The organism is Variovorax sp. ZS18.2.2, from assembly GCF_024701975.1.
Lineage (GTDB): Bacteria > Pseudomonadota > Gammaproteobacteria > Burkholderiales > Burkholderiaceae_C > Variovorax.
Map to the genome: position 1 here is coordinate 1 of NZ_JANLNM010000011.1, position 23,747 is coordinate 23,747.

At 65.0% G+C, this 23,747-nt stretch carries 18 protein-coding genes and 1 pseudogene; 10 read left to right on the forward strand and 9 right to left on the reverse strand.

The window, feature by feature from the left end:
* Positions 1 to 175: pseudogene (locus tag NU688_RS30060) on the reverse strand (ABC transporter permease); the annotation flags it as partial.
* A 10-nt stretch (positions 176 to 185) separates the two neighbouring features.
* Positions 186 to 1,763 carry an ABC transporter substrate-binding protein gene (locus NU688_RS30065; protein ID WP_257864503.1) on the reverse strand — a complete coding sequence of 526 codons (1,578 nt, stop codon included), beginning with the start codon at positions 1,761 to 1,763 and terminating at the stop codon, positions 186 to 188.
* 228 nt (positions 1,764 to 1,991) lie between these two features.
* Here NU688_RS30065 and NU688_RS30070 point away from each other — a divergent pair, with 228 nt between their 5' ends.
* Genes NU688_RS30070 through NU688_RS30080 form a run of 3 tightly spaced genes read left to right on the forward strand, consistent with a single transcriptional unit; the run spans position 1,992 to position 8,465 of the window.
* Positions 1,992 to 6,728: an Ig-like domain-containing protein gene (locus NU688_RS30070; RefSeq protein ID WP_257864504.1), complete on the forward strand. Its 4,737-nt coding sequence runs from the start codon at positions 1,992 to 1,994 to the stop codon at positions 6,726 to 6,728.
* Between the two features lie 25 nt (positions 6,729 to 6,753).
* Positions 6,754 to 7,575: a hypothetical protein gene (locus NU688_RS30075; RefSeq protein ID WP_257864505.1), complete on the forward strand. Its 822-nt coding sequence runs from the start codon at positions 6,754 to 6,756 to the stop codon at positions 7,573 to 7,575.
* 53 nt (positions 7,576 to 7,628) lie between these two features.
* Entirely contained in the window at positions 7,629 to 8,465 is an 837-nt protein-coding gene (locus tag NU688_RS30080; RefSeq protein ID WP_257864506.1) for a fumarylacetoacetate hydrolase family protein, read from the forward strand.
* Between the two features lie 94 nt (positions 8,466 to 8,559).
* On the opposite strand, the gene NU688_RS30085 is transcribed toward NU688_RS30080, so the two are convergent.
* From NU688_RS30085 to NU688_RS30095, 3 genes are all read right to left on the reverse strand, one after another.
* Positions 8,560 to 9,939 carry an aldehyde dehydrogenase gene (locus NU688_RS30085; RefSeq protein WP_257864507.1) on the reverse strand — a complete coding sequence of 460 codons (1,380 nt, stop codon included), beginning with the start codon at positions 9,937 to 9,939 and terminating at the stop codon, positions 8,560 to 8,562.
* A gap of 77 nt (positions 9,940 to 10,016) precedes the next feature.
* The gene (locus tag NU688_RS30090) at positions 10,017 to 11,204 is read right to left on the reverse strand and encodes an ABC transporter ATP-binding protein (RefSeq protein ID WP_257864508.1); all 1,188 of its coding nucleotides are present in this window, start codon (positions 11,202 to 11,204) and stop codon (positions 10,017 to 10,019) included.
* Positions 11,205 to 11,240: 36 nt separating this feature from the next.
* Positions 11,241 to 12,029, reverse strand: a complete 789-nt coding sequence (locus tag NU688_RS30095) for an SDR family oxidoreductase (protein ID WP_257864509.1) — start codon at positions 12,027 to 12,029, stop codon at positions 11,241 to 11,243.
* 364 nt (positions 12,030 to 12,393) lie between these two features.
* On the opposite strand from NU688_RS30095, the gene NU688_RS30100 reads away from it, so the two are divergent.
* The 3 genes from NU688_RS30100 to NU688_RS30110 all read left to right on the forward strand — a co-directional run bounded on the left by NU688_RS30100 (position 12,394) and on the right by NU688_RS30110 (position 15,433).
* Positions 12,394 to 13,617, forward strand: coding sequence for an ABC transporter substrate-binding protein (locus NU688_RS30100; RefSeq protein ID WP_257864510.1), 1,224 nt, complete (start codon positions 12,394 to 12,396; stop codon positions 13,615 to 13,617).
* A 74-nt stretch (positions 13,618 to 13,691) separates the two neighbouring features.
* Positions 13,692 to 14,582 (forward strand): carbohydrate ABC transporter permease, encoded by an 891-nt coding sequence (locus NU688_RS30105; protein ID WP_257864512.1) that lies wholly within the window; start codon positions 13,692 to 13,694, stop codon positions 14,580 to 14,582.
* Entirely contained in the window at positions 14,579 to 15,433 is an 855-nt protein-coding gene (locus NU688_RS30110) for a carbohydrate ABC transporter permease (RefSeq protein WP_257864513.1), read from the forward strand. The genes NU688_RS30105 and NU688_RS30110 overlap by 4 nt, the downstream gene beginning before the upstream one ends.
* A gap of 34 nt (positions 15,434 to 15,467) precedes the next feature.
* On the opposite strand, the gene NU688_RS30115 is transcribed toward NU688_RS30110, so the two are convergent.
* The 3 genes from NU688_RS30115 to NU688_RS30125 are packed head-to-tail and all read right to left on the reverse strand — an operon-like array spanning position 15,468 to position 18,555.
* Positions 15,468 to 17,345: a hybrid sensor histidine kinase/response regulator gene (locus tag NU688_RS30115; protein ID WP_257864514.1), complete on the reverse strand. Its 1,878-nt coding sequence runs from the start codon at positions 17,343 to 17,345 to the stop codon at positions 15,468 to 15,470.
* Positions 17,346 to 17,371: 26 nt separating this feature from the next.
* On the reverse strand, positions 17,372 to 17,908 hold the full coding sequence (locus tag NU688_RS30120; protein WP_257864515.1) for a CinA family protein: 537 nt from the start codon (positions 17,906 to 17,908) through the stop codon (positions 17,372 to 17,374).
* Positions 17,905 to 18,555 carry a DJ-1/PfpI family protein gene (locus NU688_RS30125; protein ID WP_257864516.1) on the reverse strand — a complete coding sequence of 217 codons (651 nt, stop codon included), beginning with the start codon at positions 18,553 to 18,555 and terminating at the stop codon, positions 17,905 to 17,907. The genes NU688_RS30120 and NU688_RS30125 overlap by 4 nt, the downstream gene beginning before the upstream one ends.
* Before the next feature lie 194 nt (positions 18,556 to 18,749).
* Here NU688_RS30125 and phbB point away from each other — a divergent pair, with 194 nt between their 5' ends.
* From phbB to ybaL, 3 genes are all read left to right on the forward strand, one after another.
* Complete coding sequence (phbB, locus tag NU688_RS30130) at positions 18,750 to 19,487, forward strand: acetoacetyl-CoA reductase (protein ID WP_093431499.1); 738 nt, start codon at positions 18,750 to 18,752, stop codon at positions 19,485 to 19,487.
* Positions 19,488 to 19,612: 125 nt separating this feature from the next.
* Entirely contained in the window at positions 19,613 to 20,956 is a 1,344-nt protein-coding gene (locus tag NU688_RS30135; protein ID WP_257864517.1) for a dicarboxylate/amino acid:cation symporter, read from the forward strand.
* Between the two features lie 207 nt (positions 20,957 to 21,163).
* Positions 21,164 to 22,873, forward strand: coding sequence for a YbaL family putative K(+) efflux transporter (ybaL, locus tag NU688_RS30140; RefSeq protein ID WP_257864518.1), 1,710 nt, complete (start codon positions 21,164 to 21,166; stop codon positions 22,871 to 22,873).
* 23 nt (positions 22,874 to 22,896) lie between these two features.
* Here ybaL and NU688_RS30145 read toward each other — a convergent pair whose 3' ends face one another.
* The gene (locus NU688_RS30145) at positions 22,897 to 23,301 is read right to left on the reverse strand and encodes a hypothetical protein (protein ID WP_257864519.1); all 405 of its coding nucleotides are present in this window, start codon (positions 23,299 to 23,301) and stop codon (positions 22,897 to 22,899) included.
* Between the two features lie 124 nt (positions 23,302 to 23,425).
* Between NU688_RS30145 and NU688_RS30150 the strand changes: the two genes are divergently transcribed.
* The gene (locus NU688_RS30150; RefSeq protein ID WP_257864520.1) at positions 23,426 to 23,656 is read left to right on the forward strand and encodes a hypothetical protein; all 231 of its coding nucleotides are present in this window, start codon (positions 23,426 to 23,428) and stop codon (positions 23,654 to 23,656) included.
* Positions 23,657 to 23,747: the final 91 nt, after the last annotated feature.

Sequence of the window (23,747 nt, forward strand, 5' to 3'; positions counted from 1 at the left end):
TGTCGAGGCCGTAGTCCTTCTGCACGCGCGCGATGTCGGCGGCCGTGGCCTGGTCGCCCAGCAGCACCGAGACCGGGTCGCCCGATGCGGCGCGTGTGAGCACGAAGACCAGCACCGCCACGATGGCCAGCACGATGAGCATGCCGCCGGCGCGGGAGGCGATGTAGCGGAACAAGGCGCGTCTCCTACTTGATCTTCACATTCCAGAAGAACGGCCAGTTCGTGGGCTGGTAGTTGTCCAGCGCCGGGCTCCTGGCCGAGAGGGCGTTGAACTTGCCGACGCTGATGTACGGCACCTCGTCGTAGACGACCTGCTGCACCTTGCCCCACAGCGCGCCGCGCTTGGCAGGATCGCTCTCGACATTGAAGGCCTGCAGCGCAGCCTTCTTGGCGGGCGTGTCCCACCAGCCCGGCGCGCCATCGCCCAGTTGTGGCGGCGAGAGCATCGGATCGGGGAAAAGCCCCGAATGGGTGATGAAGATCTCCCACAGCCGCGGATCGTTTCGGCGCTGGGTGAGCGTGGCCCAGTCGACCACGTTGAGGTCGACCTTGAAGCCCGCGCGCTTGAGCTGCTCGGCCATCAAGAGCGACATGTTGTAGTGAAAGTCGTACTGACGGCTGGTGAGCACGCGGATCGGTTCGCCCTTGTAGCCGGCCTTGGCCGCGGCTTCCTTGGCCTTGGGCGCGTTGCGCTCGTTGTAGAGCGTGACGCCGGCCGTCGAATAAAACGGCGAGCCCTTGGGAAAGTGGTTGCCTTCGGCCACGAAGAAGCGCGTGTCGCCGAAGCCGGCCGCGAGCATCTCGCCTTCGCCGAGCGCGGTCTGCACGGCCTGGCGCACGGCCTGGTTGGCGACCGCTCCCTCCTTGGTGTTGAAGACCACCAGGGGAAAGCCAAAGGATGGCGTGATGATCGGCACGGTCTTGCCACTGGCCTTCTCCAGGCGCGGCAGCGCTTCCACCGGCAGCAGGTCGGCAAAGTCGTACTGGCCGGCGAGCGCCCCTTCGACGCGCGTGCTGGCGTTGGGCACGGGCACAAAGCGCAGCTCCTCGATGAGCGCTTCGCGCTTGCCGCCGTAGCCGCTCGCGGGTTCCTTGCGTGCGGCGTACTTGTCGAAGCGGGTGAGCAGCACGAACTGGTCGGGGCGGCGCTCCTTGAACTTGTAGGGGCCGGTGCCGACGAACTCTTTCAGCGGCGAGGCCATCGATTCCTTGGCCATCATCGCGGCCGTGCCATTGCTGGGCAACGCCAATTGCGAGAGCAGCGGCGCATACGGCGCCTTCAGCACGATCTCCACGCCCAGCGGGCCTTTGGCCTTGAGCGTCTCGATTTCCTTGCCCACGGCCTTGCCGCGCGGCGACTGGTCCATCCAGCGCTGCAGGCTCGCCACCACATCGTCGGCGTTGAGCTCGCGGCCGTTGTGCAGCATCACCCCCTTGCGCAGAGTGACGGCGTAGGTCTTGCCGTCGGCCGAGATCTTCGGCATCGTCTCGGCCAGCATCGGCACCACGTTCCACTTGGCGTCGAAGGTGTAGAGCGTCTCGTACACGTGCTGCATGATGGTTCCGACCAGGTCGGCGGTCGATGCCATCGGGTCGAGCGTCTGCGGCTCGGCCACCATCGCGAGCGTGGCGAAGTTGCGCGGCCCCTGGGCATGCGCTTGCTGATGCGGCAGCGCGGCGCACAGCATCGCGAGCAGGGAGGCGCTCAGCAGACTGCGCTTCGACAAGCGGGGCAGGCGCTGGACAAGAGGGACGTGGGGCATGAGACGTTCTTTCATGGCGGGGCAGGTTGGCAACGGATTCCCTTTTCAGGTCCGAACTCTGAAGCACAACCCATGCCAAAACATCACCATTTACCCTGAGAACCGATCTGAATATTAGAACCGTCCATTCGAAATTCAATGCCGTTCCCGCATCGATCCACTGCTAGATTTCGGTCGGATCTTTTCCCACTGAAAGATGGCGTCCCGATCGTATTTGCGAGGATAAAAATGAGCATCAAGAAAGTTCTTGCGGTAGGTTCCCTGTTCTGCTGCGCCTTGCTGACGCACGCGGCGATCACCGGGGTGAACCCCCTGGACACGATCAAGAAGGCCGCCACCGGCATGGCTTCCGCCGCCGCCGATCTCATGGCCGATCCGTTGCCGCTGCAGGGCCCCGGAATGGGCAACCTGACCTACACGCAGGCCGAACTGTTCAAGCCCATCTCGACGATCCGGGAGGTGTCCGATGACGGCGCCGGAGCCGGCACCGGCGGCGACGTGCCGAAGATCCCCGGTGGCAGCGTGACGCATCCCACCGCCGGGTACACCAAGTACCACTACGGCCAGAACGTGGGCCTCATGATCAACGGCTACTTCCTGACGACGTTCGCGCCCGATGGCGGGTTGGGACCCGGAGGCTTCCTGCTCTACGACATTTCCGATCCGCGCAACATCAAGCTCGTCAAGCGAATCTACGAACCGGACGGCAGCACCAAGGAATTCAGGGAGCCGCATGCCATCGGCACCGCCCACATCGGCGGCAAGCAGTACGTGGTCATGCCCAGCGTCTTCGGCGTCGAGTTCTGGGACTTCACCGACATCAACGACATCAAGCAGGTCAAGAAGCTGGTGCTGCCCAACGTCAACAAGGGCGACTACGGCAACGTGAGCTGGCAGCTCTGGTGGCAGGCGCCCTATTTGTACGTGGCGGCGGCGGAGCAGGGAATCTTCATCATCGACGCCAGGGACCCGGCCAACGCCGTCCTCGCGAATCGCGGGGCCGGCAAGCCCAACCCGGTGCCGACCGGCGAGCTCGGCGGCTTTCGCGTGGGCCCGATCTTCACCATGGGAAACCACATGGTGCTGACTTCGATGACCAACACCAGCGGCTTCGCCAGCCTGGACATCTCAGACCCGCTGAATCCCAAGGTGCTCGACGCCGTCGCCGGGTCCACGGCCAACTACTACGCCACCTGCTTCGACGGCAAGAAGGTCTACGCCTCCGCACAGGAAAGCGGCGGCAAGATGTTCGGCTACGACCTCACGGATCGATCGCGCTTCGTGGCAGAAGACAACCGGCTCGTGATCAACCAGCAGCTGTACTGCGGCACCCAGGACCACTACGTTTTCCAGGGTGCGCAGAACTACATTCACAAGGTCGATGTGAGCAACCCGCTCAATCACGTCGAAGTCGGGCGCGGCGGACTTTTCGTGGAATCGGACCCGCATTTCTCGAGCTCCGACCATGGCCAGGTGTCGCCCTTCGGAAACCTGATCTACGTAGGCAACGACCACGGCTCGGGCAGCGGCTTCATCGTGCATGCGGTGGCCCCCGACACCACCAAGCCCGAGGTCAAGCAGGTCTCGCCCGTGAACGGCGCCAGGCAACAGGCCCTCACGTCGCGCATCGGCCTCGGCATGACGGACAGCATCCTGCCCGAGAGCGTGAACGCCAACACCTTCATCGTGCGTCCGGTGGGCGGCAACACGCTGGCGGGCACCTACAGCGTGCAGCTGGGCATCGTCAACTTCCATCCCGAGCAGCCGCTGCAACCGGGCACGAGCTATGAAGTGTTCCTGCCAGCCAATGGCTTGAAGGACTACGCGGGCAATGCGATCGGTGCGGACTACCGCTCCACCTTCAACACCGGCAACGCCAGCGACATCAGCCTGTCGCACCACTGGGAGCTGAAGGGCAACCTGGCCGACCAGATCGGTGCCAACAACGGCACGCCCGTCTCTGGCGACGCGTTCGAGAGCATCGGCCTGAACTTCGCGAACCGCACCACGGGCGTGCAGCTGAAGAACGACACCGTGGCCACCACGCTGGGCGGCACCGCATCGCTGAGCTTCTACATGAAGACCACGCAGGCGGGCGGACCGAACTCGTGGACCGCGCCGGGCATCTTCGGGCGCGACCAGTCGCCGGGCGTCGACGACGTGTTCTGGGGCTGGCTCGACAGCACCGGCAAGATCAAGCTGTCGGTGGGCGACGATGCGGGCACGCGCTCGCAGGCGGCAGTGAACGACGGCAACTGGCACCACGTGGTGCTGACGCGCGACGCAGCCTCGGGCGCGCAGGCGGTGTACGTCGATGGCGTGAAGACCACCTCGACCGGCCCCACCGGCACCAAGGGCCTGTCGACCAAGTTCAAGGTCCTGGGCCAGATCCAGGGCAACGCCGCGCTCTTCAAGGGCACGCTGGCCGAGGTGCGCGTGTACGGCCGAGCGCTCGGCGACAGCGACGTGGCTGCGCTCCGGGAGCAGGCCGTGATCGGCGATCCCGGCATTGCCGGCGCACCGAAGATCGTCAACGGCCAGCTGAGCTTCAACCCGGCCACGCTGGGCAGCAGCGGCGCACAGTTCCGCTGGAACTTCGGCGATGGCACCCAGAGCACGTACGCCGCCCAACCCGGCGTCACGCACACCTACACGCGCCCCGGCCACTACACCGTGACGCTGACGGTGAAGGCCGCGAACGGCCAGGAGACCTTCTACACCTACAACCTCACGGTGATCGCCCCCGTCACGGCGCTGGCACCGACGCACACGACCAACATCGCGGGCGATGCGAACTCGGTGTACTCGGTCAATCCCGACAGCGGCACGGTCGCCGCCATCGATGCGCAGACCCTGGCCAAGCGCTGGGAAGTGCGCGTGGGCGAAGAGCCGAAGACGCTGGCGGTCGGCCCCGATGGCCGCATCTGGGTCACGGTGCAGGGCGAAGACAAGCTGGTGGCGCTCAACGCGGCCGACGGCAGCCTCTCGGCCACGGTGCCGCTCGCCTATGGCAGTGGCCCGTACGGCGTCGTCTTCACGCCGAATGGCGCGAAGGGCTTGCTGACGCTGGAAAGCAAGTCGGCCCTGGTCAGCTTCGATCCGAGCACCGGTGCCGCCACGGGCACGCTCGCCCTGGAAGGCAGCGTGCGCGGCATCGCGGTCGACGCCGGTTCGCAATCGGCCTACGTGACGCGCTTCAAGTCGAAGATGACAGGCGGGCAGCTGCACAAGGTGAACCTGCAGAGCTTCAGCGGCGCCACCACGATCGCGCTGGCGGTCGACACGACCACGGTGGACACCGAGGCCGCCGCGCGCGGTGTGCCCAACTACCTGAGCCAGGTGGTGATCTCCCCCGACGGCGCGCGTGCGCTCCTGCCCTCCAAGAAGGACAACATCGTGCGCGGAACCTTCCGCGACGGCCTGCCGCTGGAGCACGACAAGACCGTGCGTTCGATCCTCTCGCAGGTGAACCTGCAGACGGCGGCGGAAGTCTTCAGCGAGCACGTCGACTTCAACGACCGCGCCCCCGCGCGCGCCGCGCTGTATTCGCCGAGCGGCGACTACATCTTCGTGGCGCAGATGGAAGGCAACAGCGTGGCCATCCTCGACGCGTACAACCGTTCGGTGCGCGGCGAGATCAACGCCAGCAGCGCGCCGCACGGCCTGTACCTCGATGCGGCGAGGAAGCGCCTGTTCGTCAACAACTTCCTGGCGCGCTCGGTGTCGGTGCACGATGTGGCGTCGGTGCTGTCCTCGGAGTCCGCGGCCCCGGCATTCCTGCAGAGCGTCACCACGGTCGCGCAGGAGCCGATGTCGCCTGCGGCACTGCGCGGCAAGCAGGTGTTCTACAACGCCTCCGACCGGCGCATGAGCATGAACAACTACATGTCCTGCGCGAGCTGCCATGCGGATGCCGGCGACGACGGCATGGTGTGGGACTTCACCCAGCGCGGAGAGGGCCTTCGCCGCACCATCAGCCTGCAGGGACGTCGCGGCACGGGCCACGGCAAGTTGCACTGGACCGCCAACTTCGACGAGGTGCAGGACTTCGAACACGACATTCGCAATGAATTCGGCGGTACCGGCTTCCTCTCGAACGCCGACTTCTCGGCCACGGGCGATCCGCTCGGCGTGCCCAAGGCGGGCAAGAACGCACAGCTGGACGATCTCGCGGCCTACCTGAACTCGTTGAGCAAGTACATGCGCAGCCCCGCCCGCACGGCGGACGGCAACCTCAGCGTGGACGCCGTGCGCGGCCAGACCGTGTTCAACACGGCGCAGTGCGCGACCTGCCACACGGCCGGCACGCTGCGCGATGGACTGCGACATGACGTGGGCACGATCCAGCTCTCCTCGGGCAAGGGCATCAACCAGCCGCTGACCGGCGTGGGCTTCGACACGCCGACGCTCTACGGCACCTGGGGCAACCCGACGTTCTTCCACAACGGCCAGAAGGCCACGATGCAGGACGTGCTCACGGGCGGCCATGGCAATGCCTCGAGCCTGCCGGCGGCCGACCTGCTGGCGCTGGGCGAGTACGTGAAATCGCTCGACACGGCGCCGGCGTTCGACACGCGGATCCGCTCGGAGGTCAACAACCTGTGCGTGAACGTGTCGGGTGGCTCGACGGCCAGCGGCGCCACAGTGGTGCAGCAGGTCTGCGGCAACACCAACAACGAAACCTTCACCGTCAACAGCAGCGGCGGCTACAGCCAGTTCGTCGCCAAGCACAGCGGCCTGTGCCTGGCGCAGGGCAACACCAACACCGGCGGCGGCCCCGTGGTGCAGCTGGCGTGCACGGCGGGCGTGGCCACGCAGTGGAGCGTGGTCGGGGCGACGCTGCGCAACCGGGTGTCCCCCAACGCCTGCCTCGATGTTCCCGGCTCTTCGACCACGCAAGGAACCGCGCTGTCCACCTACGCCTGCCATGGCGGCGCCAACCAGCGTTGGAGCCAGATTCCCTGACCAGGCAGAACGGACACGTCGCGACATGGCTGAAGGCCTCGGGGCGTGTCTGTTCTCTTTCTTCTCTCTTGCTCTCTCCAAAAAAGGAAATCACGTGTCGGCACTTCAACTTTCCCTCCCGGGTGGCTATCGGTTCATTCCGGGCGTCCAGCAGTATTCGGCTGGCGTGGCCGCCGAACCTGGGTTTCGCATCGAGCGCGTGCGATTCGTGGAGCCTCTGCCCCTGAAACAGGGCTTTCAGCGCATCAAGGAAATCCTGGAAGAGGCCTCACGCCCGCTGGCCGCCTTTTGCGCGTGCGAATTGCGGTCCCCGGCACCGTTCACCGAACAAGGCTTCGTCGAGTTCAACAACCTGTACGTGGGAACGTTGAAGGAATGGGGCCTCTTTATCGATGACCTCAATCCGGTGGCGCGAAGCAACGTGTGCCCGGCGGTTTCGCCGCCGTCGGAGCCCTCGTTCCATGCGTTCAGCTACACCGTGCCCGACGCCTCGGCGGCGGCTTCGTTCGTGGTGGCCGGGAGTGCCGAAGCGCCCGAGGGCAAGGGGCACTACCGCGACCATGCGGTGGGCCTGGGGGACACCTCGCCGCCCGCCATTCTGAAAAAAGCCCAATGGGTGCTCGATGAAATGGAACGGCGCCTGGCATCGCTGGGCTTCACCTGGGCCAGCACCACGGGGTCGCAGCTGTACACGGTGCACGACATCCATCCCTTCATCGCGGACGAGATCGTCAAGCGTGGCGCCGCCCGGCACGGGTTGACCTGGCACTACAACCGGCCGCCGGTGATCGACCTCGAATACGAGATGGATTGCCGGAGCGTCCAGTTCGAACGCGTCGCAACCTGACCGTGCGCAGCTAACAGCCAGCCCTCGCCGAGACATCCAAGGAACCACGAAGAATGAAACTGCTGCGCTATGGAGCTGCCGGCCAGGAGAGGCCCGCCATGCTCGATGCGGAAGGCCGCTTGCGCGACCTCTCCGCTCACGTGAACGACATCGCACATGACGTGTTGCTGCCTTCCGGTCTGGCGCGCATCGCCGCCCTGGACCCGCAGACGCTCCCGCTGGTGGAGGGCTCTCCGCGGATCGGTGCCTGCGTGGCCGGCTCGGGCAAGTTCATCTGCATCGGACTCAACTACTCGGACCACGCGGCCGAGACGGGGGCCACGGTGCCGCCCGAGCCCATCGTTTTCCTGAAGGCAACCTCGGCCATCGGAGGACCTGACGACCCCTTGGAAATTCCGCGCGGCTCGACCAAGACCGATTGGGAAGTGGAGCTGGGCATCGTCATCGGAAAGACCGCGAAGTACATCGACGAGGCGGATGCGATGGACCATGTCGCGGGCTATTGCCTGATCAACGACGTGTCGGAGCGTTCCTTTCAGACCGAACGCCAGGGCCAGTGGACCAAGGGCAAGTCGGCCGACAGCTTCGGACCGATCGGCCCCTGGCTCGTCACGCCCGATGAAGTGCCAGACCCGCAGCAGCTGGACATGTGGCTGGAGGTCAATGGCGTGCGGCGGCAAAACGGTTCCACGGCCACCATGGTCTACGGTGTGCGGTACCTGGTTGCGTATCTCTCGCAGTTCATGAGCCTGCACCCAGGGGACATCATTTCTACGGGAACCCCGCCAGGAGTGGGCATGGGATTGAAGCCGCCGGTCTACTTGAAGAGCGGCGATGTCGTCACGCTGGGCATCGACGGTTTGGGCACTCAGCGACAAGTCGCCGTGTAGGGACAGGGATGCCGCTCCGGTCCTCCTCTCAAGAGTCTCTCAAGAGACGGAGGGAAGAGGCGGCCGGGTTCGAACCCTTCAGCCTCTCAGCCTCTCAGGCCAACGTGACGGTGATCATCTTGATTTCCGTCATCGCTTCCAGCGTGTGCATGCCACCCAGGCGACCGATGCCGCTTTTTTTCCCGGAGCCACCGCCAAAGGGCAGGTGGATCTCCCACCAGGTGCTGCCCGCGTTGATGTTGACGATCCCGGCGGGGATCGCCTTCGCCATTGCAATGCCGCGGCTGACGTCCTTGGTGAAAACGCCAACGGCGAGTCCATATTCACTTTGCAATGCCAGCGCCAGGGCCTGCTCGTTGTCCTGAAAGGCGATGACCGGCACCACCGGGCCGAAGGTTTCCTCCCGGTAGATCTGCATGCCCGGGGAGACGTCGCGGATCACGGTGGGCTCGAAGAAGAGCGTGCTGCCCAGATCCGGTCGCGCCCGGCCGCCGCACAGCAGGCGCGCACCCTGCGCAATGGCATCGTCCACATGCTCGCGCACCTTGGCAGCCACCTTGGCGTTGTTGAGCGGACCCATGGTCGTCGCGGGATGCAAGGGGTTGCCAAGGACCTGGTCGGCGGCTTTGGCGACCAGCTTTTCGCAGAGGCGGTCCACCACAGAGGCATGGGCCAGAACAAGACCGGTCGCGGCGCACACCTGCCCCGCATTGAAGAAGGCGCCGCCAGCTGCTGCAGCCGCTGCTGCATCCAGATCCGCATCCTCGAGAACGATCACGGGCCCGTTGCCTCCGAGCTCGAGCAGCATGGGTTTTCCGGCGCCTCGCTCGGCGATCCGCCGACCCGTCGCGGTACTGCCGGTGAATGCGATGGCGGTCACGTCCGGATGCACGACCACCGCATCCCCCACGGTCGCACCGTCACCTGTCACCAGGTTGACCACGCCGGCGGGCAGGCCCGCCTTTTCCAGCGCTGCCATCAGTGCGCAGGCTACCCACGCGGTGGAGGGCGCAGGCACCCAGACGATGGTGTTGCCGGTGGCGATGCCAGGGGCGAGGTATTCCACCGGGATGTTGACCGGAAAATTCCAGGGCGTGATGACGCCATACACGCCACGCGGTTGCCGGATGGTCATGACGAGCTTGCTCGGGTCTTCCGCAGGCAGCGTCTTCCCGCCCATTTGTTTGACGAGTTCGGCGGCAAGCCGGAAGCCGTCGGCGGCCTTGGCCACTTCGCCGCGAGCCTCGGCCAGAACCTTGCCCTGCTCGAGCGACAGCGTGTACGCGATGGCCTCGCGCTCGGTATCGATGGCTGCCGCGATCGCCAGGCACATCGCAGCGCGCTCGAAAACGGGCGTTGCAGCCCAGCCGAAGGCTGCAGCCTTGGCTGCGGCGACGGCCTCGCTCACCGTCTCGCGACTCGATCTGGGCACGGTCGCCATCGTTTCGCCATTGGCCGGGTTGACCACCGGCATGGTGTCGACGGTGGTTGACCACCGCCCTCCGATGTAGTTTCCCTTTGGGCCTTCGTACATGCAGCGGTTGCTCATGGTCAATACGCGACGGCCGCGACACGGCGCTGATTCACGCCGTCGTCGATGCGCACATCCATCCGGGCGACGGACGGCCTGTATTCGACAGGCGCCGCGGCGGCGACACCCACATGGCGCTCCGTTTCTGCATCGAAACAATGGGTCGCAGCCGAATCACGGACCTGCAGATGCACCACGTCACCCGGCTTGAGTGCCACGCGGTCGTGAACAGACACGCACCAGGGCGTTTCGCTGCCAGCCACCGTGCCATAGATCTGCGTCTTGTCGCCCGTCGACTCCGTGAGGATCACACGCAGCGCCAGACCCTCCGGGGCCAGGCACAGATGCTCGGGCCGCAGCCCCAGCAGCACGCGCTGCCCATCGGCCAGCAGTGGGGTGCACCCGGAAGTCGGGAGATGCCAGTTCTGCCCGTCGGGCAGCGCGAGCCATGTGCGGCCCTGTTCGCGATGCACCTGTCCTTGCGTGAAGTTCATCGCAGGCGATCCGATGAACCCCGCCACGAAGCGGTTGACCGGGCGATCGTAGAGTTCCAGCGGCGCGCCGACCTGTTCCACCCGGCCCGCGCGCATCACCACGATGCGGTCGGCCATGGTCATGGCTTCCACCTGGTCGTGGGTGACGTAGACCATGGTGTTGCCCAGGCGCTGGTGCAGCGCCTTGATCTCGGCGCGCATCTGCACGCGCAACTGCGCATCCAGGTTGGACAGCGGTTCGTCGAAGAGGAACAGCGCGGGTTCGCGCACCACGGCGCGCCCCATGGCGACACGTTGGCGCTGTCCGCCCGAGAGCGCGCGCGGCAAACGGTCCAGGTACGGGGTGAGATTGAGCAGGCCGGCGGCTTTTTCGATGCGCGGGCGGAAGTCGCTTTCGGCCTCGCCGCGCGTGCGGGGGCCGAAGGCGATGTTCTCGTAGACCGACAGGTGCGGGTAGAGCGCATAGCTCTGGAACACCATGGAGATATTGCGCTTTTGCGGCGGCTGCTCGTTGGCGCGCGCGCCGCCGATGCGCAGTTCGCCGCCGCTGATGGGCTCCAGCCCCGCGATCATGCGAAGGAGCGTGGACTTGCCGCAGCCCGAGGGGCCGACCAGCACGACGAACTCGCCATGTGCAATGTCCAGGTCGATGCCGTGCACGACGGGCACGCCATTGAAATCCTTGCGCAGCTGCTTGAGTTGAACCTGAGCCATGGGGTCTCCTTGTGTCTGTGGAAGTGGGTGGCCGGTTCAGTACTCTTCGACCGTGATTTCACTGGCCATGGGACGGATGCCCGACATGAGGCCCGCGTCCACCGGCAACGCCACGCCGGTGATGACACGCGCGGCGGGCGACACCAGAAAAAGCACGGCGTCCGCGACGTCGTCCGGTGTCGCGAAGTCGCCCAAGGGGTACCACTTCTTCAACTGCTCGAACACCTGCGGGTTCTTGTCGGCCCGCGCTTGCCAGGCGGGTGTCTTGACGGTGCCGGGCAGCACGATGTTGGCGCGGATGCCAAAGGAGCCCAGCTCCATGGCGAGCGATCGGGTGTAGCTGACGAGAGCCGCCTTGGCTGCGCTGTAGGCCGGGTGTCCAAGCGTCGTCAGCGCGTTGACCGAGCCGATCAGCACCAGCTGTCCGCTGCGGCGCTCGATCATCGTGTTGCGCACCGCCTCCACGCAATGGAACGCGCCATTGAGATTGAGGTGGATGTCGGCCTGCCAATCCTGCGGCGTGGTCTTGCGCAATGTCGGCCCGCGCGCCGCCCCCACGTTCGATACCAGCACATCCACCGGGCCGATATCGGCGGCGACTGCGGCCACCTTCTCGCCAAGGGCCGCGCAGTCGGTGACGTCCGCCACCAGGGGGTGCAGCCGCGCCAGATCCCCGGCGCTCACGCCTTGCTCGGCCAGCGCAGCCGCGAGGCCCTGCAGTGCGGCCGCATCGTGGTCCAGCGCGATCAGCCGGTCGCCGGCCTGCAGCACGCGGCGGCACAGCGCCTGCCCGATGCCGCCAGCGGCGCCCGTGACCAGCGTCACCCGCCGGGAAGAGGGGGCGTCGGGCGCAGGTTTCCGGACGGGCGACGTGTCTTGACGAACGGCAGACGGGGTCGTAATTAATTTTTCCACAAAGTGCGCCATATGAATTGCCAATATCCCCGCGAACGAGCTGCAATGAATTGCCGCGCGCAATTAGAGTTCGAATTTGAAGGGTACAGGACATTGCAGTCATTTGGCCTTCAATATTTAGCACGTAGGGTTCTAATTTTTAGAAATCGAGGGTTCGCTTCGTCTTGACACTCTTTCCGGTCAGTCTGTAGGATAAAAGCGCGCAAGCATTGATTGATTGCGATGCGAGGGATTTAAATTCATTTTGTTTTCAACAACTTACCGGAAAAGCCACATGAAAAAAACAAATCTTATTCAATTGGCCGGCGCGATTGTTTTCGGCTTATTGGCTCTGAACGTCCAGGCGGGAAATATCCGTATCAGCATGTCCAGCTACAGCGACAATACGCGTCCCTGGCTGGAGGCCCTGGCCCGGGAATATGAAAAATCCAACCCGGGAGATACCGTCAAGGTCGAGGTGGGAAGCTGGGAAAATACGCAACAGAAACTGCAGGCGGAAATTGTCAGCAACAATCCCCCCGATCTGGCCCATGTGACCACCCGCTGGGTGGCGGATTTCGTGAGCGACGATCTGGTGGAGCCGGTGGACAATTACGCCAATGCGGCCTTCAAGAGTCGTTTTATTCCGGCATTTCTGGAGGCCGGAAAGATCAATGGAAAACTCTACGCGCTGCCCATTGCGGCCAGCGTGCGCGCCATGTTCTACAACAAGGAACTATTGGGCAAAGCGGGTTTTCCGGACGGCCCGAAAACCTGGGACGATGTCATTGCCGCTGCGAAAAAAATCAAGACCGGCGGCGCCTACGGCTACGGAATTCAGGGCAAGGATCTGGACACCGACACCTACTTTTATTACGCGCTGTGGAGCATGGGGGGCGAGGTGCTGGATGCCAACAACAAGGCCGCCTTCAACTCTCCCGCCGGCGTCAAGGCGGCCACGCTCTACAAGAGCATGATCGACCAGGGCCTGTCCGAGCCCGGCGTTGCTGGCAATACGCGCTATGACCTGCACAACCTGTTCAAGCAGGGGCGCCTGGGCATGGTCATTTCCCTGCCACCCCTGGTCAAGGAAATTGCCAAGGACGCGCCCCAATTGAAATACGGCATCACCGGTGTGCCCAATGGGGGCAAAGACATCACCTTCGGCGTGACCGATTCGATCATGGTGTTCAAGGCGTCCAAGAACAAGGAAACCGCCCAGAAATTTCTGAACTTCATGTTCTCCAAGTCCGCGCGGTTGAAGTTCGATCAGGGCGAGGGCTTCATGCCGGTGACGCACGAGGTGGCCAATGACCCCGTGTTCAAGGACGACCCGGTGCTTTCCAGGTTCGTGGCCCTGCTGCCCAACGCTCGCTTCGCCCCTCTGGTCAGCGGCTGGGAAGATTCCGCACAGGCCGTCACCAATGCGCTGCAGGCCATCTACCAGGGCAAGGCAGAGCCCAAGGCTGCGCTGGACAAGGCTGCAGCCGAAGCCAATACCAAGCTCAACAAGAAGTAAACCCTCCCGGGCGCAGTCCGCAGGGCAGCGCCCGTTTCCCGCGTGTCGCACGTCTATTTCGACCGAGTTGCCCTATGCAGAATCCCGTTCGAGGCCCTGTCCTGGCTTGGGGGCTGATTGCACCGAGCCTGTTGCTGACAGTTTTCATTCTTGCCTACCCGCTGTCCACGCTGGTGTTCCAGTCGATGCACGATATCTCGCGCTTCGGGCTGCTGCGCGCCTTCAATGGCCTGGACAACTTTCGCACCGTGTTCACCGACCCGGTGTTCGTCCATGTGGTGTGGCGCACCGTGCAATGGACGGTGTGCGTCGTCGGCGGCGCCGTGCTGTTCGCCGTTCCGGTGGCGCTCATCCTGCAGCGGGATTTCTATGGCCGGGGCATTGCGCGCACCATCGTCATGTTGCCCTGGGCGGTGTCGCTGACGATGACGGCCATTGTCTGGACCTGGTCCTTCAATGGCCAGTACGGCATGGTCAATGCCAGCCTCGCCATGATCGGAATCATCCAGGAGCCGATCAATTGGCTGGCCGACGGACACATCGCTTTCTGGGTGGAGGTGGGCGTGGGCATCCTGGTGTCCATTCCCTTCACCGTCAGCATCTTTCTGGGCGGCCTGGCGTCCGTTTCCCAGGACATCTACGAGGCGGCAGACATCGAGGGCGCGTCTCGCTGGCAGCAGTTCCGCCGGCTCACGCTGCCGCTGCTCAAGCCGTTCATCCACATGGCCATCGTGCTGAACGTGATCTACGTCTTCAACTCCTTTCCCATCATCTGGATCATGACGCAGGGCGGGCCGGACAACGCCACGCACATCCTCGTCACCTGGCTGTACCAACTGGGTTTCCGGCTGGGTCGTCCCGGTGAGGCCGCCGCCATCTCGCTCGTCATGCTGGCTTTGCTGCTGACCTTCACCATGTTCTATCTCCGGCTGCAACAACGGCAGTCCGCGAAGGCCGCCGCATGATCCGCAAAGACAAGCTCCTGCGCAGCCTCTGGTGCTGGCTGCTGCTCCTGCCGCTGGTGGCCGTGGTCGTCTTTCCACTCGCAGTGATGTTCTTCACGGCGCTCAAGCCCGCCTCGGAGATTTATGTCTATCCCGCCCGGTGGCTGCCCCAGCAGTGGCAGTGGAGCAATTTCTCAGTCATGTGGACCCAGACGGGGTTTGGGCGCGCGCTGCTGAACAGCCTGCTGGTGTCACTCTCCGCCACGGTGCTGACGATTGCCATCAGCGTTCCCTCCGCCTATGCGCTGGCGCGCCTGCGATTTCGCGGCCGGGGCGGCTACCGGCAGTTCCTGCTCGTGACCCAGATGATCTCGCCCGTTCTCCTGGTGGTGGGCCTGTTCAAGATGGCGACCAGCATCCCGTGGTTCGACGGGAGCAACATGACCGATTCGCGCCTGTCCGTCGTGGTGGCCTATGGCGCATTCGGCATCGCCTTTGCTGTCTGGATGATGACGTCGTACTTCGAGACCATTCCGCGTGACCTGGAGGAGTCGGCCTGGCTCGAGGGATCCGGGTCGGTGCGCACGGTCTTCAAGGTGTTCCTGCCATTGGCATTGCCGGCCATGGCGGTCACGGCACTGGTCACTTTCGTCAATGCCTGGAACGAGTTCGCCGTGGTCTACACCCTGATCCGCTCCACCGAAAAGCAGACGCTGACCGTTCTCGTCACCAACATGGTTGCAGGCCAGTACGTGGTGCAGTGGGAGCTGGTGATGGCGGCCGCGATCTGTGCCGTGGTGCCTGTCGCCATCCTGTTCGCGTGGATGCAGCGCTACATGGTGCAGGGCTTGACCGCGGGCTCCGTCAAATGACGGCGGGAAACGGCAGCCGTCGCGTGAACAGGCCTCAGCTGTCCAGGAGAAGCGGGTCCCTGGGATGCCGAAAGGCACCGGGGTTCAGCGCGGCCGCGAGGGCCGTGGCATCGTCGGCCGCCAGGTCGGCCATGGCCCGCAGCAGCGCGGCGGCGCTCACGGGTTTGAACAGCATCGGCACGCCGGAGGCTCGCGCGCGCTGCAGCCGGTCGGGCGAGGTCTCGCCGGTGATCAGCAGCAAGGGCGTGGCCGGCTGAAAGCGTTCGCGAAGGCGCAGGCCGACTTCCAATCCGTCCTCGCCGTCCGCGAGGCGGTAGTCGCACAGCAGCATCGCGAAGGGGCGCTGCTGCGCCTGCGGGGCCGAGAGCGCATCGATCGCCTGCATCTCGTCGGCCACCGCCAGGACATCGATCGCGTAGGCCCGCAGCAGCTCCGCCATGGCCACGCGGATCTCCGCTTCGTCCTCGATCAGCAGGACGCGCCCCCGCAGGTTGGGCGCGACGGGTGGATGGCGCGTCGGCGGTTCGAGGTCTTCGACCATCCGATCGGCCGCCAGCACCGCGGTGGACTCGACCTTCGGCACGATCACCCGGAATCGCGTGCCCCGGTTCGGACGGGAGTGCACCAGCACCGGATGGCGCAGCAGGCGCGACAGGCGCTTGACGATCGACAGGCCGATGCCCAGGCCGTGCGTGCGGTCGCGGCCCGGATTGTCGATCTGGTAGAACTCTTCGAAGATGCGCCCGAGTTGCTCCGGCGCAATGCCGATGCCGGTGTCGCGCACCTCCACCCACACGTCCTCGCCGCGCGTTCGCGCGCACACGACCACGCCACCTTGCCGGGTGTATTTGACGGCGTTGTCGATCAGGTTCGAGAGCATGCGGTGCAGCAACTGCGCATCGCTGCGCACCCACAGTCCGCTGGCGCGCATGCGCAACTCCAGCCCCTTCTGTCCGGCGCGCTGGAAGAAGGTGTGATTGAGCGCCAGGAACAGCGTGTCGAGTTCGATGGCCTTCGGCTCGGTGGTGACCACGCCCGCGTCCAGGCGCGAGACATCGAGCATGGTGTCCAGCGATGCACCCAGGGTGTCGACCGCCCGCATCAGGCGCTCGGCATTCTTGCGCTCCGTGTGATCGCGCAAGCCGTTTTCCATGGCGGCGCCGAACAGCGCGATGGCATGCAGGGGCTGGCGCAGATCATGGCTGGCCGCCGCGAGGAAGCGGGTCTTTTCTTCGCTGGCGCGCTGCGTGGCTGCGATCTGTTCCTTCAGGCGCGCGGCCAGGGACTCGTTCTCGAAACGCAGGATCAGTGACTCGGTCAACCGCCCGTTCTGCTGCACGCCCGCGCGCAGCGTGAGCACGAGGTTGACCGTGCAGAACGCCGCAAGAAACCAGTGCAGTTCGCCGCCGTGCCATGCCAGCGCGACGATCAGGCCGGACATCATGGGAATGCCGTAGCCGAACATGGCCGCCTTGAGGGGCCAGCGCGCCTGCACGGCCCGGGTCCAGCTCCCCATGATCACCACGGTTGCGATGGTGGTCACCACCGGGTTGTCCACCACCATGAGGAGGAAGACCGCGGGGACGTTCGTTGCGCTGACGAGCGTCGCGAGCCAGGTGTACTTGCGTGCCCAGTACGGGACGTCGGCCAGCGGCGTGGCGGGCTTCCAGCGCGAAGTGAGCAGGGCATACGAGTCCGCCACGATCAGCAGCGCAAACCACGCAAGCACCCAGGGGCGAAGCGCCGGTTCGATCTTCAGATAGCAAAAGAGCACGATGGCGATGGCAAAACCGAAGTGCGCGGAGATCGCCATGGTGTGGCCCGCGTAGACGGAGGCCACGTGTTCCCGCAGCACGCGCATCTGGAGCGTCGTGTCGGCGGCCGGGTCTTGCGGCGTGATGTCGTCGTTCATCGCGATGTCTGGAAGGCCCATCTGCCTCATCGGGCGGTGGCTTCGGAAGGTGTGTTCTGCGTGCGCAGTGTCTCGTCGAACAGCGCAAGCAGGAGCCGCGCGAACGCTTCCATGTTCGTGGGGCGGTCCGTGTCGCCGGTCTCGACGGTCCGGCTCACGGTGACGGCACCGGCGACAGCCACGCACACATGCCCCGGCGCATCGCCATAAGGGCTGCCCGAAGGCCCGGCCGCGCCGCTCTCGCAGATGCCCCAGGTCGCGCGATGGCTCTCGCGGATGCGGGCTGCGATGAATCGGGCGTAGGGCTCGGTTTCCCCGCGCATGTCGCCCATGTCTTCGCGTGTCAGCCCCAGCAGGGCTTTACCAGCACGCCGCGAATAGACGACCGCACCGCCGAGAAAGAAGGCCGATGCGCCCGGAATCGCGAGCAGGGCCGCCGATACGAGGCCGCCCGCCGAAGACTCGGCGACCGCCACCGTCTCGCGCCGTTCGCGCAGCGTCGCACCGACACGGGCGGCGAGCACGGACAGCGGCTCGAGATCGGAGGAGGCCGTCGCGCTCATGCCGTCTTTCGCAGCTTGCCGCCCGGCTGCCGCACATACGCCGGCGCGCGTTCATGGCTCGCCGTGCTGCCGTAGACCGTGTCCGCCGGGTAGTACTCGGCTTGCAGTTGCACCTTGGCGGCGGCTTCCTCGCCGGCGGTGTGGGCGATGAAGGCCAGCATCAGGTCGGTGCCCGCAGAAACGCCGGCCGAGGTCCACACGTCGCCGTCCTGCACGAAGCGCTGCTCGACCACCTTCACGTCGCCCAGCGCGCGCAGGCGATCGAGCGAACCCCAGTGCGTGGTGGCGGTCTTGCCGGAGAGAAGGCCCGCCGCATGCAGCACGAAGGCGCCGGTGCATACCGACAGCAGCGCCTTGCACCCCGGCGCCTGCGCGGCCAGGAACTGCACCATCGCGGGGTTGTCGACCTCGCGCCGCGTGCCCATGCCGCCGGGCACGAGCAGGTAGTCGAGCGGCGGGCAATCGGCGAACGACACATGCGGATTGACCGAAAGGCCCTTGGCGCAGACCACCGGCTCGCGCTTCTCGGCGACGATCAGGCAGTGCTGCGGGCCCGCTGCGAGCTTGCTCCACATGGTGAGCATTTCCCAAGGCCCGACGAAATCGAGTTCCTCGACGTCGGGGAATACGATGATCCCGAAATTCATACTTTCGAACTCCTTGAGGGCAATGCGTGAGCAAGAGCGTACAGAGCTGAGCATATAGGTTGCACCTCTGCAGCGCTCCGTGACAGCTGGTTGCAAGCTTGGCTCAGTGTTTTCCTCAGAGGTCGATGGCGTGAAAATGGCTAGAGTGAAGGCGGCCGTTCAGGCTTTTGCCAAGCAAACATCAAGGAAATTTCATGAGCAAGAAAGTTGCATATGTCACCGGAGGCATGGGTGGCATCGGAACAGCCATCTGCCAACGTCTGCACAGAGACGGATTCACCGTGGTCGCCGGTTGCGGCCCCACGCGCGACCATGCCAAGTGGCTGGCCGAACAGAAAGCCGAAGGCTTCGAGTTCCACGCCTCCGTCGGCAATGTCGGCGACTGGCAATCCACCGTCGAAGCGTTCTCCGCCGCCAAGGCAGCGCATGGCGCCATCGACGTGCTGGTCAACAATGCCGGCATCACGCGCGACCGCATGTTCCTCAAGATGACCCCCGAGGACTGGAGCGCGGTGATCGAGACCAACCTCAACAGCATGTTCAACGTCACCAAGCAGGTGGTGGGCGACATGGTCGAAAAGGGCTGGGGCCGCATCATCAACATCAGCTCGGTGAACGGTGCCAAGGGCCAGGCGGGCCAGACCAACTATTCGGCGGCCAAGGCCGGCATGCACGGCTTCACGATGGCGCTGGCGCAGGAGCTGGCCAACAAGGGCGTGACGGTCAACACCGTGAGCCCGGGCTACATCGGCACCGACATGGTCAAGGCCATCCGCCAGGAAGTGCTCGACAAGATCGTGGCCACCATCCCGGTCAAGCGCCTGGGCGAGCCGAGCGAAATCGCCTCGATCATCTCGTGGCTGGCAACAGACGAAGGCGGCTATTCGACGGGGGCCGACTTCTCGGTCAACGGCGGCCTCCACATGCACTGAGATGCTGACCGAGACCTGATGAAAAAGCCCGCTTCGGCGGGTTTTTTCATTGGAAGAATGTGGCTTCTACGAATGGAAAACGCCTGATACGGACCTACAGTTCTCAACCCTTCCGGAGGCAAGTCATGGAACCCACAACAAACACACCCGTCAAGAAGCTCCCGCTCTACCGCTCCCTCTACGTGCAGGTGATCACCGCGGTGATCATCGGCGTGCTGCTCGGCTACTTCTATCCCTCGGTCGGCGAAAGCATGAAGCCGCTGGGCGATGGCTTCATCAAGCTCATCAAGATGATCATTGCGCCGATCATCTTCTGCACGGTGGTGGTCGGCATCGCCGGCATGGAAGACATGAAGAAGGTCGGCAAGACCGGCGGCCTGGCACTGCTGTATTTCGAAGTCGTCAGTTCCATCGCGCTGGTGGTCGGGCTCGTGCTGGTCAACGTGCTCAAGCCCGGCGTGGGCATGAACATCGACCCGACCACGCTCGACACCAAGTCGATCGCGGCCTACACCGGCCCCGGCAAGATGACCGGCACGGTCGACTTCCTGCTCAACGTCATTCCCAGCACCGTCGTCGATGCTTTCGCCAAGGGCGAGATCCTGCAGGTGCTGCTGATCGCTGTGATGTTCGGCTTCGCGCTGCACAAGTTCGGCGGCCGCGGCACGCTGGTGTTCGACGTGATCGAGAAGGGCTCGCACGTGCTCTTCGGCATGGTCAACTACATCATGAAGGTCGCCCCCATCGGCGCCTTTGGCGCGATGGCCTTCACCATCGGCAAGTACGGCGTGGGCAGCCTGTTCTCGCTCGGCAAGCTGATGGGCACCTTCTACCTGACCTGCCTGCTGTTCATCTTCGTGGTGCTGGGGCTGATCGCGAAGTTCCACGGCTTCTCGATCTGGAAGTTCATCAAGTACATCAAGGAAGAACTGCTGATCGTGCTGGGCACCTCGTCGTCCGAGTCGGTGCTGCCGCGCATGATGGAGAAGATGGAGAACCTGGGTGCGAAGAAGACCTGCGTGGGCCTGGTGATTCCCACGGGCTACTCGTTCAACCTCGACGGCACCTCGATCTACCTCACGATGGCGGCGGTGTTCATTGCGCAGGCCACCAACACGCCGATGACGCTGATGCAGGAGATCACCTTGCTCGCGGTGCTGCTGCTCACCTCCAAGGGCGCGGCGGGCGTCACCGGCAGCGGCTTCATCGTGCTGGCGGCCACGCTCTCGGCGGTGGGCCATGTGCCGGTGGCGGGCCTCGCGCTCATCCTGGGCATCGACCGCTTCATGTCCGAGGCGCGCGCGCTGACCAACCTGATCGGCAACGGCGTGGCCACCATCGTGGTGGCCAAGTGGACCAACGAGCTCGACACCGAGCGGCTGCAGGCGGGCCTGAACAACGAGAGCTGGGTCGAATCGCAAGAGCCCGAAGTGCTGGAGAGCGCTCGCGACAGCAAGATGGCTGGTTGATCCGGCTGCACACCCACGGCGTGCCCGAGTGCGCAGGGCATCGGGTGCTCCCCGCAGCGAAATAAAGGGGGAGCCGAAGGCGGAGGACATTCGCGGAGGGGAGCACCCGATGTCCTGTGCACCCGCCCTGAATGCTCCTGTCTCGGACGCCCCTCCAGAAGGCCGTGTGAAATAAAAGGACAGGCATCGTTCCTGCAAAATGCAGCGATGCCGCACAGCGTTTCCCTCATCAACACCATTGCCGCCGGCCTCGGCCTGGCGCTGGTGTTCGGTTTCCTGGCGGCCAAGCTGCGGCTGCCGGCGCTCGTGGGCTACCTCCTCGCGGGCGTGATCATCGGCCCCTTCACCCCCGGTTTCGTGGCCGATGCGGAAATTGCCGCACAGCTCGCCGAAATCGGCGTGATGCTGCTGATGTTCGGCGTCGGCCTCCACTTTTCCCTCGACGACCTGCTGGCTGTGCGCAAGATCGCACTGCCCGGCGCACTGGCGCAGATCGCCGTCGCCACGCTGCTCGGCGGCGGCCTTGCCTTGTGGTGGGGCTGGAGCCCCGGTGCCGCGCTGGTGTTCGGCCTGGCGCTCTCGGTGGCGAGCACGGTGGTGCTGCTGCGCGCGCTCGAGAGCCTGGGCATCCTCGATTCGTTCACCGGCCGCATCGCCATCGGCTGGCTCGTGGTCGAAGACCTCGCGATGGTGCTGGTGCTCGTGCTGATGCCGCCGCTCGCGAGCACGCTGGGCGGTCACGGTGCGCAGCCGGGCGAAGTGGTCGCCCCGCTGTGGCAGACCCTCGGTCTCACGCTGCTGCAGGTCGGCGGCTTCGTCGCGCTGATGCTGGTGGTGGGCCGGCGCGTGTTCCCGTGGATCCTCTGGCAGGTCACGCGCACCGGTTCGCGCGAGCTGTTCACGCTGTGCGTGGTGGCGGCCGCCGTGAGCATCGCTTTCGCCTCGGCGGCGCTCTTCGGCGTGTCGTTCGCGCTCGGCGCTTTCTTTGCCGGCATGGTCATGCGCGAGTCGCAGTTCAGCCACCGGGCGGCGCAGGAGTCGCTGCCACTGCGCGATGCCTTCGCGGTGCTGTTCTTCGTGTCGGTGGGCATGCTGTTCGATCCCTCGGTGCTGATCGACCGCCCGCTGCAGGTGCTCGCAGTGGTAGGGGTGATCGTGCTGGGCAAATCGCTCGCGGCTTGCGCGCTGGTGCTGGTGTTCCGCTACCCGCTGGGCACGGCGCTCACGGTGAGCGCAAGCCTGGCGCAGATCGGCGAGTTCTCGTTCATCCTGGCGGGGCTGGGCGTGTCGCTCGGGCTGTTGCCGGTCGAGGGGCAGAGTCTCGTGCTCGCGGGCGCTCTCATTTCCATTGCCACCAATCCGCTGTGGTTCAGCCTCATCGCGCCGATGCAGAAATGGCTGCACGCCCATTCCTCGTTCGCGCGCGGGCTCGAGTCACGCGACGATCCGCTGGCCGAACTGCCGATGACGACCGAGGCGAAGTACCTCTCCAGGCAGGTGGTGCTGGTCGGCTACGGCCGCGTTGGGCGCCGCATCGCGGCCGAGCTCGAGGCGAACGACATTCCCTACGTGGTGGCCGAGCAGAACCGCGAACTGGTCGAGAAGCTGCGCGAAGCCGGCGTCGCCGCCGTGTGGGGCGATGCGGCGGACCCCGCGGTGCTGATCCAGGCCCACGTGGCCCGCGCCCGCGTGCTGGTGGTGGCCACGCCCGACACCCTGAACGTGCGCCAGATGATCGAGACCGCCCGCACGCTCAATCCGTCGATCCAGACCGTGATCCGCAGCCATAACGAGCAGGAAGCCCAGTTGCTCACCCAGGACGCGGCGGTCACCGTGTTCCTCGGCGAACACGAACTCGCCCAGGCCATGGCGCGCGACGTGGTGCAGCGCGCGGTGTCGATGGCCGTGCCGGCTTGAAGTCCGAAGGGGCGGGCGCCGTTTCAGAGATCCTCGATGACCAGCGTGCGGTAGCGCTGCGCGATCGAGTAGGGCACGGTACGCACCAGTTCCATCATCCGGCTCGCGGCCGCTTCGTCCTTCGTCCTGACAAGAAGGCCCGTGTGGCCGTCGCGCGCGAGCTTGGTGTAGGCGCGCACCGTGGCGGCATCGGTGCCGGCGGAGGGCAGGGGGTTGTCCGAGTCCCGGGCGGTCGGGCTGATTTCCTCCAGCAGGGTTTCGGCGGAAATCAGGTAGACCTCGTCGCCGCTCACGCCTTTCTCGATCAATCGGTGGCCGATGCGGTCCGCGTCCTCGGCGCTCGGGAACATCACCATCGAATAGCCGGTCGGATAGAACGCGCCGCCGATGCTGGCGCGCATGTTGGGCTCCAGAGTGAAGTGCTTCATGTTGCCTCCTGGTTCTTGACGTCCCTGAAGACAACATTAGTTCGCGCCATCCCCAAGCTCTGTAGGAGAAGCCCGGAAGCTGTCAACCGCACTCTTCGCCCATTCATTGACAGAAACACGCCGCATGAACCGTCTTTCCACGTCCCCATTGCGAAACATCGCGCTCACCGTCCATGAACTGGAAGCGGGCGAGTTCTATTGGGTGCTCATGGAAGAAACGGCCGCCGACGACCGGCCCCATGTCTACGTGCCGCTGGAGGCCGCCCACGATCCCTATGCCAGCTACTCGAACGCGCTGGTGGCCGGTGTCGCCGTGATGCGGCGGCTCTTGGGCGCGGAAGGAAAAACCGCCTGAGTTGCGTCGAGCGATGGTCGAGCGGCGGTCGCGGTTCTCGCGCCGAGGGCGCTCCCTATAATTCCGGCGGTCGGGTTGTAAGCTTTTCTTA

Coding starts and splice junctions, on each gene's coding strand:
- NU688_RS30100 (WP_257864510.1), top strand. CDS start 12,394: ATGAAAAAAACAAATCTTATTCAATTGGCCGGCGCGATTGTTTTCGGC.
- NU688_RS30065 (WP_257864503.1), bottom strand. CDS start 1,763: ATGCCCCACGTCCCTCTTGTCCAGCGCCTGCCCCGCTTGTCGAAGCGC.
- NU688_RS30145 (WP_257864519.1), bottom strand. CDS start 23,301: ATGAAGCACTTCACTCTGGAGCCCAACATGCGCGCCAGCATCGGCGGC.
- NU688_RS30135 (WP_257864517.1), top strand. CDS start 19,613: ATGGAACCCACAACAAACACACCCGTCAAGAAGCTCCCGCTCTACCGC.
- NU688_RS30105 (WP_257864512.1), top strand. CDS start 13,692: ATGCAGAATCCCGTTCGAGGCCCTGTCCTGGCTTGGGGGCTGATTGCA.
- NU688_RS30085 (WP_257864507.1), bottom strand. CDS start 9,939: ATGCCGGTGGTCAACCCGGCCAATGGCGAAACGATGGCGACCGTGCCC.
- NU688_RS30080 (WP_257864506.1), top strand. CDS start 7,629: ATGAAACTGCTGCGCTATGGAGCTGCCGGCCAGGAGAGGCCCGCCATG.
- phbB (WP_093431499.1), top strand. CDS start 18,750: ATGAGCAAGAAAGTTGCATATGTCACCGGAGGCATGGGTGGCATCGGA.
- NU688_RS30150 (WP_257864520.1), top strand. CDS start 23,426: ATGAACCGTCTTTCCACGTCCCCATTGCGAAACATCGCGCTCACCGTC.
- NU688_RS30110 (WP_257864513.1), top strand. CDS start 14,579: ATGATCCGCAAAGACAAGCTCCTGCGCAGCCTCTGGTGCTGGCTGCTG.
- NU688_RS30120 (WP_257864515.1), bottom strand. CDS start 17,908: ATGAGCGCGACGGCCTCCTCCGATCTCGAGCCGCTGTCCGTGCTCGCC.
- NU688_RS30125 (WP_257864516.1), bottom strand. CDS start 18,555: ATGAATTTCGGGATCATCGTATTCCCCGACGTCGAGGAACTCGATTTC.
- NU688_RS30090 (WP_257864508.1), bottom strand. CDS start 11,204: ATGGCTCAGGTTCAACTCAAGCAGCTGCGCAAGGATTTCAATGGCGTG.
- ybaL (WP_257864518.1), top strand. CDS start 21,164: ATGCCGCACAGCGTTTCCCTCATCAACACCATTGCCGCCGGCCTCGGC.
- NU688_RS30115 (WP_257864514.1), bottom strand. CDS start 17,345: ATGAACGACGACATCACGCCGCAAGACCCGGCCGCCGACACGACGCTC.
- NU688_RS30075 (WP_257864505.1), top strand. CDS start 6,754: ATGGCTGAAGGCCTCGGGGCGTGTCTGTTCTCTTTCTTCTCTCTTGCT.
- NU688_RS30070 (WP_257864504.1), top strand. CDS start 1,992: ATGAGCATCAAGAAAGTTCTTGCGGTAGGTTCCCTGTTCTGCTGCGCC.